Below are 13,481 nucleotides of genomic sequence, written 5' to 3' on the forward strand. Positions count from 1 at the left end.
GGGGTCTCGTGATCGAGGGTGGAGCTCGGCTTTTGCGGCTTCCCTGTAGCCGGCTTGCGGACTCCGCAAGTCGCCTTCAAATGGGGGATTGCGTCCCTCCTCTGACGAGGCTTTACGCTTGCCTGGCCGATTAGATGGGAACGCCATGGATTCGTTGTTCTTCCGGCTTTTCGGGCACCTCGAGGTGGTCTCCGGAGACGGCCGGCGGTTGGACCTGGGACCGCGGAAACAACGCTCCGTTCTCGCCCTGCTCGCGCTCGAACCCGGGCGAATCGTCTCGCTCGACCGGCTGATCGAGGAGATCTGGGCCGACGAGGCGCCATCGAGCGCCACGGGAACGCTCCAGGCGTACATCTCGCATCTCCGGCGGGTCCTCGAACCCGGTCGCGCGCCGCGCACGCCGCCCAGGGTCCTGCTGACCCGCGAGCCCGGTTACATGCTGGCCATCGCCCCACGGCAGGTCGATCTCTCGTGCTTCGCCTCCTGGGCGGAGGAGGGCCGCCGGGCGGCCGCCGAGCGCCGGTACGGCGCGGCACTGGAGGCGTTGGACCGGGCGCTCGGCATGTGGCGGGGCGAACCGCTGATGGAGTTCGCGGACCACGAGTTCGCCCAGCCGGTGATCGCCCGCCTCGTCGAGCAGCGAGCCCTGGCCGAGGAGGACCGGCTCGAGGCCAGGCTCGCCCTGGGCGACAGCGGATCATGCGTCGCCGACCTGGAGCGCATGGTGGAGTCCCACCCGTACCGCGAGCGGTCCTGGGGGCTGCTCGTTCTCGCCCTCTACCGGTCGGGACGGCAGGCCGACGCGCTGGGCGCGCTCCGCCGGGTGCGCGCTCGGCTCTCTACGGAGCTCGGCATCGAACCCGGCCCCGAACTGCGGCGGATCGAAAAGGCGGTGTTCGATCAGTCCGCGTCGCTCGACGGCGCCGGGGTGCCGGGAGGGCCCGCCTCCCTCGACGCGGTCGCGGTCTCCGGTGGGGCCGCGCCGCTCGATCCGCCTCTCCCGCACACCGAGGTCGGGTCCGCGCCACTCGATCCACCTTTCCCACACGCCGCGGTCCCGCCCGCCGCGGCCCCGCACGCCGCGGTCCCGGCCGCGGCGCCCAAACCGCCGCGCCCCCGACCCGAGCCGCTCATCGCGCGGGCTCACCATCTCTCCCGCGTCGCCGACCGCCTCGGCGACGTACGGCGCGGCCGGGGCGGGATGGTGCTGGTGACCGGCGAGGCGGGCATCGGGAAGACGCGCCTCGCGCAGTCCGCCGCCGAGGAGGCCGAGGCGCGCGGGATCTCGGTCGTCTGGGGGCGCTGCGTCGAGGACCACGTGGCGCTGCCGTTCTGGCCCTGGCTCCAGGCGCTGCGCGCACTCGGCGAGCGGGGAGAGCGGGCCGCCGGGATCCTCGCCGGAGAGCGGACGGACGTGCCGGCCGACCCGGGCGCGGCCCTCTTCGAGCTGTACGAGCAGGTGCTTTCGGCGCTCACCTCGGCGGGCGGTCCCACCCTCGTCGTGCTCGACGACCTGCACGCGGCCGACGCCTCGTCGCTGCGGCTGCTCGGCTACATGGCGGGCCGGCTGGGCCGCGCGTCCGTGCTCGTCCTGGCCACGCTGCGGCCCGAGCCCGGCACCGATCCGGAGCAGCTCAGCGAGACGCTCGCCGCGCTGGCCCGTGACCCCGGGACCGAGCGCATGACGCTTCCCCCTTTCACCCAGGAGGACGTCACGGCGTTCCTGTCGAACCGTGACCTCGCCGACCCCGCGTTCGCCCGCGTCCTTTACCGGCGTACCGGCGGCAACCCGTTCTATCTGGGAGAGCTGATCCGGCTGCTGGGCAGCGAGCACCGGCTGGACACGGCGGCACTCGGCGTCCCGGAGGGTGTCCGCGAGGTGATCGGCCGGAGGGTCGCCCGCCTGCCGGACGCCACGAGGGAACTGCTCGGCTCCGCCGCCGTCCTGGGCCGCGACGTCGACCTCGACGTGCTGGAGGCGCTCACCGGCGTCCCCGCCGAGGAGGTGATGGCCCGGCTCGAACCCGCCGTGGCCGCCGGGCTGCTGGTGGAGACCCCGGAGGGGGTCGACTACCGCTTCTCCCACGCTCTCGTCAGGGACGCCATGTACGCGGGACTGGGCCGCCTGGAGAAGGCCCGCCTCCACCTGCGGGCCGGTGAGGCGCTGGAGTCCCTGCCCGTCGGAGGCGGCGCGGCGCGGCTGCCGATCCTCGCCCACCATTTCGCCATGGCGGCGCGGATCGGCGGGGCGGCCAAAGCGGTGGAGTACGCCGCGGCGGCCGCCCGGCAGGCCACCGCCCAGCGGGCCTACGACGAGGCGGTCGAACTCTGGGAGAAGGCCCTGCTCGCGCTCGGTCAGCGGGATCCGGGCAGGCGATGCCGCCTGCTCGTCGAGCTGGGCCGCGCGCGCCGCGACATCGGCGACACCGTACGCGCCCGCGCCGCCATCGAGGAGGCCGTCGAGGTCGCGGCGGCCCAGGGGGACCGGAGCGTCCTGGTGGACGCCGTGACGGTGTACGGCACGCTCAGCGTCTGGAACTGGCGGCCGTACGGCGTGGTCGACGATCGGGCGGTCGCCCTGGTGGAGGACCTGCTGGCGGGCCCGCTGGACGACGCCCACCGGGCCGCGCTGCTCGGAACGCTCGGCATCGAGCTGCACTACGGGCCCCGGCGCGCCGAGGGAGAGGCGATGGCGGCGGAGGGCGTGGAGATCGCCCGGCGGCTGGGGGTCCCCGCGTTGCTCCTCCAGGTCCTCGGCAACTACCTGATCGCCGCCTGGGTGTCCGAGCGCGAGCACGAGCGGGTACGCACTGTGGAGGAGATGCTCGCGGTGTCGCGGCTCTCCTCGAGCGCCGAGCTCATCGCCCGGATCCACCGGCTGCACTGCCTGTTCAGGATGGGCGAACTGGCCGAATGGGACCGCGACCTGGCGCGGGCGGAACGCCTGCTGCGCGAGGTCCGCAGCTCGGAGCTGACGGCCATGGTGCGGGTCGCCCAGGCGGCGCGGCTCACCCTGGAAGGCCGGTGGAGCGACGCCGAACGCCTGGTGGACGAGCTGGGCGAGATCTTCGGCGCGAGCACGATATGGGGACTCAACTACGTGCGGTTGTCCGTGCTCTACACCTGCCGGCGGGGGCAGGGACGGGTCGCCGAGATCCTCAACGACATGATCGCGGGCGCGTCGGAGCCGCACATGGAGCCGCTGCGCCCCATGGCCGTGCTCGCGGCCCTCGACGTGGGCGACCGCGACCTCGCGGCGAGGCTGATCGCGCGCTGGGGCACCCCCGTTCCCGACGACTGGTCGGGCGAGTTCGCCGCCGTCGTCTGGTCGTACGTGACGGTTCAGCTGGGCGTCCCCGACCCGGCGTGGCTGTACGGGAGGCTGCTGCCCTACGCGGACCGGCTGGCGGTCAACGGCAGCGGGACCGCGGGATGGGGATCCATTCACCAGGTGCTGGCCCTGCTGGCCGCGGAGACCGGCGACCGCGAGAGGGCCCTGAGCCACGCCCGCCGCGCCCTTGAGGAGCACGAGCGGCTGCGGCTGCGGCACTGGTCGGAGGAGAGCCGGAGGGTCCTCGCTGACCTGGGCGGATAAGGGGGTGCGTCAGCGCCGGGCCGCGTGTCACCATCGTGGGGAAGACACCAGGGGTGTCGACGTGTTGGTCTAGTAGAGATGACATATATGCGCAACGAGCCCGAAGACTTCGTCAACGGCGATTACGATCTCGAAGAGCGCCAGGCGCTCCGGCGCGTGGCGGGTCTGTCGACAGAGCTCGAAGACATCACCGAAGTCGAATACCGCCAGCTCAGGCTGGAGCGGGTCGTCCTGGTGGGCGTGTGGACCAGCGGCACGGTGATCGACGCCGAGAACTCGCTCCAGGAGCTGAAGCTCCTCGCCGAGACCGCCGGATCCGAGGTCCTGGAGGGCCTGATCCAGCGGCGCGACCGGCCCGACCCCGCGACGTACATCGGCTCCGGCAAGGCGGTCGAGCTGCGCGACATCGTGGCCGTGTCCGGCGCCGACACCGTGATCTGCGACGGCGAGCTGACCCCCGGCCAGCTCCGGCAGCTCGAGGACGTGGTCAAGGTCAAGGTCATCGACCGGACCGCGCTCATCCTCGACATCTTCGCCCAGCACGCCAAGAGCCGTGAGGGCAAGGCCCAGGTCGAGCTGGCGCAGCTCCAGTACCTCCTGCCCCGCCTGCGAGGCTGGGGTGGCAACCTGTCCCGCCAGGTCGGCGGACGCGCCGCGGGCGGCGTCGGCATCGGCGGCCGCGGCCCTGGTGAGACCAAGATCGAGCTGGACCGGCGGCGCATCCGCGAGCGGACGGCCAAGCTGCGCCGGCAGATCAAGGAGATGTCCACCGCCCGGGAGACCAAGCGGTCCCGGCGCAGCAGCCGTCAGGTGCCCGCCGTGGCGATCGCCGGATACACCAACGCCGGCAAGTCGTCGCTGCTCAACCGGCTGACCGGCGCGGGCGTCCTGGTCGAGGACGCGCTGTTCGCGACCCTCGACCCCACCGTCCGCAAGGCGCGCACGCCCGAGGGCCGGCTGTTCACGCTCGCGGACACGGTCGGTTTCGTCCGGCACCTGCCGCACCAGCTCGTCGAGGCGTTCCGTTCGACGCTGGAGGAGGTCGCCGACGCCGATCTGATCCTGCACGTCGTGGACGGATCGCACCCCGACCCCGAGTCCCAGCTCAGCGCGGTGCGCGAAGTCCTGTCCGAGATCGACGGCGCTCTCGACGTGCCCGAGGTCGTGGTCATCAACAAGGCCGACGCCGCCGACCCCGTCGTGCTCGCCCGGCTGACCATGAAGGAACGGCACAGCATCGTCGTCTCCGCCCGCACCGGCTCCGGCGTCCGCGAGCTCATGGAGCTGATCGAGCGTGAGCTGCCGCGGCTCGACCACGAGGTCCATGTGCTGGTGCCGTACGAGCGGGGCGACCTGATCGCGCGGGCGCACCAGGAGGGCGAGGTGCTCTCCGTGGAGCACACCGGCGACGGCAGCGTGCTGCACGCCCGTGTCCTCGGCGACCTCTACGCCGAGTTGGACCGGGTGGCCAAGCCGGTCGAGACCGTCTGACCCGGCGCGGATTCCGCTTTCGACGCCGCTCCCGCTCGCGGGGGCGGCGTTCGTCCGTTTGTGGGATGGTTCTTTCTCCTGCGTCACTCGCTGCACTGCAGTCACAAGTGCGGCATTTCCCGACTTATTGGATATTCGGCGCGAAAGCAGGACTTAAGGGATTAAGTGCGGAAATACTGGCTCATTCCCGTTGACCTTGCTACGATTTCGCAAGCCTTATCAGACATTCTGTGCGAGTAGCATGGTGGCGCCGTCAAATGCTGTCACGCGTGGAGGTCGGCGTGACCACCGTCTCTGACCTGCGGAGACGCCATCGTAGGTGATGGGGGAACACTCCGGCCGTCCCGGCCTTGCCGCGGCGCAGCGGCGTTCTTCCCAATAACTCTGTACAGCAAGCCAGCCTGTGAAATAACGTAACTGGACTGAAATCGCCTGGGTCCACGACCTCGGCGACAGGGTCATCGCACGAAGTGCGCGATGAGGCAGGAGACCCCCGATGACCTCCGGACACCGAGCGGGCCCGGCGGGCGCTTCGCCCGCGATCGATGACTGCTCGCTGTCCCCGGCCGCAAAGCAGGTGGTCGGATGACCGTTCGCCTCCTGACGAACATCGGCCGTCTCTGGACCGGCCACGACGTGTGCAGCAACGCGGCCATCCTGGTGCACGGCGACCGCATCGCCTGGGTCGGCCGCGCCGCGGACCTGCCGCAGAGCGTGCCCGGCGTCGTCGACGACATCGTCGACGTCGACCACGTCGAGAACCTCGGCGGCGCGCTCGTCACCCCCGGGCTGATCGACGCCCACACCCACCCCGTGTACGCCGGGAACCGGTACGCCGAGATGGCGATGCGGTCCGGCGGCTCCACCGCGTCCGCGATCACGGCGGCCGGCGGCGGCATCCTGTCCACCATCACCGTCACCCGTGGCACCGATCCCTGGACGCTCTGCAACGGCGTCCGCGAGCGGCTACGGGAGTGGCTGCTCGGCGGCACCACCACGGTCGAGGCCAAGACGGGCTACCACCTGACCCGCGACGGTGAGCTGGCCGACGTCCGGCTGCTCCGCGAGCTCGAGAAAGAGCCGATGATGCCGCGGGTGCACGTAACGTTCATGGCCGCCCACGTCGTCCCGCCGGAGTACTTCGGCCGCCAGCGCGACTACGTCGAGGCGGCCGCCGCGTGGTGCGCGGACGCGTCCGCCGCCGGGGCCGACAGCGTCGACGTCTACTGCGACGAGGGACACTTCGGCATCGACGAGGCCCGCTGGGTCCTCGCCTCCGGCCGCAACGTCGGCCTCCTGCCCCGCATCCACGCCGGCGCGTACAGCAGGCGGGGCGCCGTCCAGCTCGCGGCCGAGATGGGCTGCGCGTCGGCCGACATCCTGCACCACACCTCGGACGAGGACATCGCGCTGATGGCGCGGTACGGCGTGCCCGCCGTCGTGTGCCCCGGCACCGCCCTCCAGCACGGCAGGCTCCCGGCGGTGCGCCGGATGCTCGCCCAGGGCGTCACGGTCGCGCTCGGCAGCGACCACAACCCCGGCCACTGCGGCATCACGTCGATGTCCCTGGTGATCAGCCTGGCGGTGGCCGCGTTCGGGATGAGCGTGGGCGACGCGCTGCGCGCCGCGACGCTCGGCGGCGCGCAGGTGCTCGGCGCGCCCGACCGCGGCGTGCTCGCGCCCGGACGGCTCGCCGACATCGTCCAGTGGGACGCGGACCACGAGGGCGCCTTCGCATGGTCGTTCGGTCTCAAACCGCGCCGGGTGTGGCGCGGCGGCACCCCCGTTCAGTGACGCCGCCGCTCTGACGCGACAGAAGGGATGAACCGGACGGTCTCTGTCATTGGGGGAGAGATGGCCGCCCGGTAACCTCGTGCCATGCCGGTCGCCGTCGTCACGGACTCCACTGCCTACCTGGACGCGTCGGTGGCCGCGGCACTCGGCATCACGGTCGTCCCGCTCCAGGTGGCCATCGACGGCCGAGAGTACGACGACATGGCGGACCCCGCGGTTGTGGGAGTGGCGGAGGCGCTTCGCGAGCACGCGTCCGTCACCACTTCGCAGCCCGCGCCGCAGCGCTTCGCCGCCGCCTACGCCGAGGCGGCGGCCAAGGGAGCCGACGGTGTGGTCTCGGTCCATCTTTCCGGCTCCCTGTCCGGCACGGCGGAGGCCGCCCGGCTGGCCGCCAACGAGTCTCCGGTGCCGGTCGAGGTCGTCGACAGCGGATCCGTCGGCATGGGGCTCGGTTTCCCGGTCCTCTCCGCCGCCGAGGCCGCCCGTCTGGGCAGCGCGCTCACGGACGTGGCGTCCACGGCGAAGGCGTCCGCCGCCGCGACGCGCAGCATCTTCTACGTCGACACCCTGGAATACCTCCGGCGGGGCGGGCGGATCGGCGCCGCCGCCGGCCTGCTGGGCGCCGCGCTCGCGATCAAGCCGTTGCTCGACCTCGCCGACGGCACGATCACCGTGCTGGAGAAGGTCAGGACGGCGAACCGCGCCATCGCCCGGCTGGTGGACCTCGCCGTCGAGGCGGCCGATGGCGACGAGGTACGCGTTGCCGTACAGCATCTCGGAGCGGCGGAGCGGGCCGGGGCGCTCGTGGACGCCCTCGCGTCCCGGCTCCCCATGGCGTCCCGGCCGCTCCTGGTGGAGGTGGGAGCGGTGATCGGTGCCCACGTCGGCCCCGGCCTGCTCGCGGTGACGATCGCCCCGGCCCATCCACAGGCGAGCTGATTTCCACAGGCCGCATCGCGGAGCCCCGGCGGGGGTGTGACCGCGCCTAACGTCGCCTGCGTGCGAACCAGGGAGCAGCCGGACCACCGCCTCGCCGCCGAGGCACGCCTCCGCCTCCTGTTGGGGCCCCGGCCGAGCCATCCTGTCCTCTCTCCCCAGAGATCGTCGGTCGCCGGAACCGTGGGTGGGCTCGGGCGATCGGCCGATTCGGGCACCGAGAGACAGTCCGTCCCTACGGCGCACGCAGGCGGGCTCCAGGCCGAGCGGCCACGGGAGGTTCAGGCAGATCGGGAGCGTGGAGAGCTGGTCCCGGCCGATCAAGATTGGCCGGCTCGGCAGCGCGGTACGCAGGTGGGTCGCGGATGGGAGAGCGAGGCAGGACGAGGGCGGGCGAGCCGGTCGGATGAGAGCGCGGAGGTACAGGCCGACCGGGAGGGTGGCGCGCTGGCGGGGCGTGGTTGGGAGGGCGACGCAGGGCGAGGGTGGGCGGATCCGGAAGAGGGGACCGGGGCGGACGAGGACTGGGAAGCCGAGGCTCAGGGGCCCCGACTCGCGTTGAGCGGCCGGGCGCCGCGGGCAGCCGATGCGGCGGGGGCGTCGCTGCCCGGCCGTATCGGTGCGACCCGACGACTGGACGGCGAAGGGTCGGGCGTCGGCCTGATGGCGAGCGTGCTGTCGAAGGGACGAGCGCTTGCCGGGGGAAGCCGGGTGATCAGGGAGACCGCCCCATTGCTCGACCCCGGCCGTCCCGGTCTGCGTGTCCTGGTGTTGCTCGGGGTGCTCGCGGCGGCCGTGGCGGGGATCTACGCGTGGCGATCGCAGCCGGTAGCCGACCCGCTGGTCCCGCCCGCTCCCTCGGGGGCGGCCGCCATCGGCGTCGGCTCCGCCGAAGGAGTGCCGACAGCCGCGCCGTCCGGTGCCGTACCGGGTGCCGTCGGGCTCGCCTCACCCCCGTCGGCGCCGGGGGTGACGGTCCATGTCACGGGCAAGGTGCGGAAGGCGGGAGTGCTCACCCTCCCGCCGGGGTCCAGGGTCGTCGACGCCATCCAGGCGGCCGGGGGAGCCCGCCCAGGTGCGTCACTTGACGGGGTGAATCTCGCCCGGCGTCTTGTGGACGGCGAGCAGATCGTGGTGGGAGCCCCCGCCGCCGCCGCGCAGGGTGCGGCACCCGCGATCGGCGCCGGCGGCGCGACGATGATCAGCCTCAGCTCGGCCACGTACGAGCAGTTGCAGGACCTTCCCGGCGTGGGCGAGGTGCTGGCGCAGCGGATCATCGAATATCGCGAAGCCCACGGAGGATTTCAGAGCGTCGATCAACTGCAGGACGTCTCAGGCATCGGACCGCAGAAGTTCGCCGATCTGAAAGGCAGGGTCACGCCGTGAGTGGTCCGGATCGTCGGCGCGGCTCGGGCTCGTCGACAGAGCCGCCCGGCCCGATCTCTCCCGCGAAGGGCGGCACCCCGTGGGCGGCGAGCCATTCCCTGCGTCTGGTGTGCCCGGCGCTCCTGTCGTGGCTGGTCGCGCTGGTGCTCCTCGGATGCTCCGCCACGGCGGGTGCCGTCGTGGCCGTCGGCTTCGCGTCCGCCGCGCTGCTGGTCTGGGCGCTGACCAGGAGCGGCCGTCGTCCCTCGGGCGGATCGGCGGTTTCCGGTGCGGGGCGATCGCGCGGCCCCGTGGCCGGTACGGCTCTCGCGGTGTTGGCCTGCGGTGCGGCCACCGCGGCGGTCGTGGCCGTCAAGGTGCACGCGGTCAGCACCGGTCCCGTGGTGGAGCTCGCGGCCCGGCACGCCACCGTCATCGCCGAGGTCGAGATCGGTGATGACCCGCGGAGGAGACCGCAGCGTGGTGGCCTGACGCACCGAGACAGTTTCGTGGTGGAGGCACGGATGCTCTCCGTCCAGATCGCGGAGGGCGCCCGGGCTCGGCCGCCGGACAGACGGGGTCAGGTGGCGGGCGACCGGGTTCGGGTCGATGTGCCGATCGTCATCCTCGCATCGGGCGACGGATGGGGCACCCTGCTGCCGAGTCAGCGCGTCCGCGTGCGCGGCCGGTTGGGCACGGCCGACAGGGGAGATCTGACGGCCGCCGTGTTGGTGGTGCGGGGGCCGCCGGAGGTGCTGTCCGCTCCCTCCGCGGTGCAGCGGGTCGCCGGGGCACTGCGTGGGGGCCTGCGAGAGGCGAGCGACGTGCTTCCGCAGGGGCCGCGGGGACTGCTGCCCGGCCTGGTCGTCGGGGACGTCTCACGCCTGGACGAGGAGATCAAGGAGAACTTCACCGCCGCCGGTCTCAGCCACTTGACGGCGGTGTCCGGGGCCAACCTGGCATTCATCGCCGGTGCCGTCCTGGCGATCGCGAGGCTCGTGGGGCTTCCGCTCCGCGCGCGGGCGATTCTGGCGGCCCTCGCCATGGTGGGGTTCGCGATCGTCGCCCGGCCTTCGCCCAGCGTGGTCCGGGCGCTCGCCATGGGGATCGTGGCGGCGCTCGCCATGGGCACGGGACGGTCCCGGGACGGCGTGGCCGCGCTCTCCGCCACGGTGCTCGGCCTGATCCTCTTCAACCCCGGGCTCGCCCGGCAGTACGGCTTCGCGCTGTCGGTCTTCGCCACCGGCGGCATCCTCGTGCTGGCTCCCCGATGGCGAGACCGGATGGCGCTGCGGATGCCCGGTTGGCTCGCCGAGGCGATAGCCGTACCCGCGGCGGCGCAGGTGGCCGTCACGCCGCTGTTGGTGCTCATGTCCGGGCAACTCGACGTGGTGGCCATCCCCGCGAACCTGTTGGCGGGCCCGGCCGTGGCGCCGGCGACCCTGCTCGGCTTCGGCGCGGCGATCGTCGCCCCCGTGAGCATGGCCGCCGCCCAACTGCTGGTCCGGCCCGCGGGGGCGGCCGCCGCCTGGATCATCGCCGTCGCGGAACGGGCGGCGGCGCTCCCGGCGGCGACGGTCGGCTGGCCGGGCGGTGTCCCGGGGCTCGCGCTCCTGGCGGTCGCGGCCGTCCTGGGCTGGCTGATCCTGCGTCGCAGGTTCCGCCGGTACCTCGTCGCGGCGGTGCTGGCCGCCGCGCTCGCCGCCGTCCTGGTCATCGGACCGGCGACGTCGCCGTGGCCGCCTCCGGGATGGCTGCTCGTCGCGTGCGACGTGGGGCAGGGCGACGGCCTCGCCCTGTCTACCGGACCCGGCAGCGCTGTGGTGATCGACTCCGGTCCGAAGCCGGGGTCTGCGAACCGATGCCTACGTGATCTGGGAGTCACGCGGGTGCCGCTTCTGTTCCTCAGCCATCCTCATCTCGATCACGTCGGCGGGTTGACCGGAGTGCTCCGTGGACGGAGTGTGGGCGCCGTCGTCGTCAGTCCGGGACGGGTACCCGAAGGTGAGAGCACGCGCGTTTCGACGGAACTGCGCGCGCGGCGCATTCCGGAGTGGGTGGTGCCACCGGGTGGCCGATGGAGGTTCGGCGCTGCCGAGCTCACGGTGCTCGCCCCCGAGCCCGAGGCTCCCCAGGAGGGGTCCGGTGAGGGGGCCGTCGCGAACAACGCCAGCGTCGTCCTGCTCGTACGGTGGTACGACGCGAGAGGCTCGCCGATCGGGTCGGCGCTGCTCGCGGGTGACGTGGAGACCGAGGCACAGGCCAGGATGCTGCGTCACGGCGTCCCGCAGGTCGATGTGTTGAAGGTGCCGCACCACGGTTCGCTTCGACAGGACCCCGCTTTCCTGGCCGCGACGAGGGCGGGTGCGGCGCTTGTCAGCGTCGGCGCCGGCAACGATTACGGGCATCCCGCCCCGTTGACCATGGCTCGCCTGCACCTGCTGGGGATGCGTACCTATCGGACGGATCTGTCAGGCGACGTCGCCGTCATCGAGCAAGCCGGCCGCCTCTCGGTCGTTCCGCGCGGCCGGTGATCGCGCCCGCGAGGAGATCACCGATCGGCTCGGCGGCACGCCCACCCGGCTGAGCGGGCGTCGTTCGCGGTTCGGCGGGCCCCAGCCCGGTTGACGGGGCGTCGTCCGCGGTTCGGCGGGTGCCAGCCCGGCTTAGCGGGCGTCGTCCGCGGTCGCGGGGGCGGACGAAGGACCTGGCCTGGCGTCCGTCGTCTGTGGTTCGGCGGGACCCCGCCCTGGTTGAACGGGCGTCGTCTGTGGTCGGGGGGGCGGACGAAGGACCCGGGCTGGCGTCCGTTGTCTGTGGTCGCGGGGCAGACGAGGGACCCAGGCTGGGCGTGTCTCGCCTCGCCTTCGCTGCTACGGCGTCGCGAGCCCAAGGCGCACGGTGGCGCTGCTGGTCTGGAGCACGTCCAGACCGGCGGCGCATCAGCACGAGGAGGGGGTGAGTGGGAGTCAGGAGGCGTCCAGGATCGGGATGAGCTGCTCCTCCTCGTAGGTCAGATGGCTCTCCAGCTCGTCGGTGAGTCGCTCGACTTCACGGAGCACGGACCGGGGGTCCGCGTCCTCGGCGGTCACGACCGTCTGAAGGGCGTCGAGGAGCGCGGCCACCTTCTGATGTTCCTGGTGCAGCCGCTCCAGGGCGGGGCCGAGCGCGGGGTGATGCTCGGCGAGGTAGGGGAACATCGTCCCGTCCTCGCCGGTGTGGTGATTGTGCAGCCCCTGGCAGACGGTCAGGCAGTTCACGCGGAGTTGGGCGCCCAGGCTCGCGCCGGATTCGGCGATCTCCTTGCGGATCAGGGCGAGCTCTCGCCGGAACGCGTCATGGACGGCCTTGAGTGCCGCGCCCGGGGACGACGCCTGGGGAGGCCCGCCCGCTACCGGCGTGAGAGCGACCACGGGGATGACGCGCGTCGTCTTGGCCTGATAGGCGCCCCACCCGGGGTCGGCCTCGACGGCACGGGCGAAGACGCGGTCGCGTTCGTCGCCCTGCAACACGACGGCCTCCGCCTCATACGTGAACACGCCGTCCTCGACGGTGACCCGAGGGTTGGCGACGAGGTTGCGGAACCAGTCCGGATGCTTGGGCGCGCCGGCTGCGGATGCGATCACCAGTACCCGTTCTTCGTCCGGAAGGTATCCGACGGGCGTCGTGTGCGGAGCGCCCGATCGCGCTCCTGTCGTGGTCAAGAGGAGCAACCGGCCTCCTTCGAAAGGACCGCCGACGCGCCCGCCGTTGGCCCGAAACTCCTCGATGATCTTTTGGTTGAACTCGTTCGGCATTTTTTGGCTTCTTCTCCGAAATCTGGCGTCATGTCGGTTGTTCGCCGAAATGACGGAAACCGCGCACAGGCGGCGCAAAACAATGACAAAGGCGACGTCGAGCGTTCTGACGTCATGACGTGGTCACGAGAAAACGCGCCCCGGGGGCCGACACGGTTAGAGGTGCCTCATTCCGAACTGCGACTGCCTTTGGGGCCGCAACCGTTTTGGTGAGCCGAGGTACGGGCTTGACGGCGAAGGCCGGTCAGGGGAGCAGCCCGACCAGTGGGGAGCCCGTCGGTGGACACGTCGGCATCGCGCGGGGTTTCAAACGGTGGCGTGGGCGCGTGGAAACGGCGATGGGCGGGCCCCTGGCCCGCCGGGCGTTCACGCAGTAGCCGGGTGCCTCACTCGCTCATGGCACATGGCCGACCCGGCAGTCACAGATCGAAACCCTAAGCCCCTGCCACATCGGCAGGCAAGCGGAGGGAAGGGGGCGATTCACCCACCCCTGATGCCAGGAG

At 72.1% G+C, this 13,481-nt stretch carries 7 protein-coding genes; 6 read left to right on the plus strand and 1 reads right to left on the minus strand.

Going from position 1 to position 13,481, the window contains the following annotated elements; genetic code table 11:
* The first annotated feature begins 145 nt into the window (after window positions 1-145).
* The 6 genes from AWQ68_RS31610 to AWQ68_RS31635 all read left to right on the plus strand — a co-directional run bounded on the left by AWQ68_RS31610 (window position 146) and on the right by AWQ68_RS31635 (window position 11,715).
* On the plus strand, window positions 146-3,595 hold the full coding sequence (locus tag AWQ68_RS31610) for an ATP-binding protein (RefSeq protein WP_066947489.1): 3,450 nt from the start codon (window positions 146-148) through the stop codon (window positions 3,593-3,595).
* 87 nt (window positions 3,596-3,682) lie between these two features.
* Window positions 3,683-5,086 (plus strand): GTPase HflX, encoded by a 1,404-nt coding sequence (gene hflX / locus AWQ68_RS31615; protein ID WP_245656276.1) that lies wholly within the window; start codon window positions 3,683-3,685, stop codon window positions 5,084-5,086.
* Between the two features lie 585 nt (window positions 5,087-5,671).
* Window positions 5,672-6,880 (plus strand): imidazolonepropionase, encoded by a 1,209-nt coding sequence (hutI, locus tag AWQ68_RS31620; RefSeq protein ID WP_066947494.1) that lies wholly within the window; start codon window positions 5,672-5,674, stop codon window positions 6,878-6,880.
* A gap of 84 nt (window positions 6,881-6,964) precedes the next feature.
* The gene (locus AWQ68_RS31625) at window positions 6,965-7,819 is read left to right on the plus strand and encodes a DegV family protein (protein ID WP_066947497.1); all 855 of its coding nucleotides are present in this window, start codon (window positions 6,965-6,967) and stop codon (window positions 7,817-7,819) included.
* Between the two features lie 708 nt (window positions 7,820-8,527).
* Window positions 8,528-9,202 (plus strand): ComEA family DNA-binding protein, encoded by a 675-nt coding sequence (locus AWQ68_RS31630; protein WP_245656278.1) that lies wholly within the window; start codon window positions 8,528-8,530, stop codon window positions 9,200-9,202.
* A complete protein-coding gene (locus tag AWQ68_RS31635; RefSeq protein WP_245656279.1) occupies window positions 9,199-11,715 on the plus strand; it encodes a ComEC/Rec2 family competence protein in 2,517 nt (838 codons plus the stop codon). Before AWQ68_RS31630 ends, AWQ68_RS31635 begins: the two co-directional genes overlap by 4 nt.
* A gap of 435 nt (window positions 11,716-12,150) precedes the next feature.
* Here the strand turns inward: AWQ68_RS31635 and AWQ68_RS31640 are convergent, their stop codons facing one another.
* Window positions 12,151-12,978 carry a nitroreductase/quinone reductase family protein gene (locus AWQ68_RS31640; RefSeq protein WP_066947499.1) on the minus strand — a complete coding sequence of 276 codons (828 nt, stop codon included), beginning with the start codon at window positions 12,976-12,978 and terminating at the stop codon, window positions 12,151-12,153.
* Window positions 12,979-13,481: the final 503 nt, after the last annotated feature.

Source organism: Microtetraspora fusca (assembly GCF_001570365.1).
GTDB lineage: Bacteria > Actinomycetota > Actinomycetes > Streptosporangiales > Streptosporangiaceae > Microtetraspora > Microtetraspora fusca.

Coding starts and splice junctions, on each gene's coding strand:
- AWQ68_RS31625 (WP_066947497.1), top strand. CDS start 6,965: ATGCCGGTCGCCGTCGTCACGGACTCCACTGCCTACCTGGACGCGTCG.
- AWQ68_RS31610 (WP_066947489.1), top strand. CDS start 146: ATGGATTCGTTGTTCTTCCGGCTTTTCGGGCACCTCGAGGTGGTCTCC.
- AWQ68_RS31640 (WP_066947499.1), bottom strand. CDS start 12,978: ATGCCGAACGAGTTCAACCAAAAGATCATCGAGGAGTTTCGGGCCAAC.
- hutI (WP_066947494.1), top strand. CDS start 5,672: ATGACCGTTCGCCTCCTGACGAACATCGGCCGTCTCTGGACCGGCCAC.
- hflX (WP_245656276.1), top strand. CDS start 3,683: ATGCGCAACGAGCCCGAAGACTTCGTCAACGGCGATTACGATCTCGAA.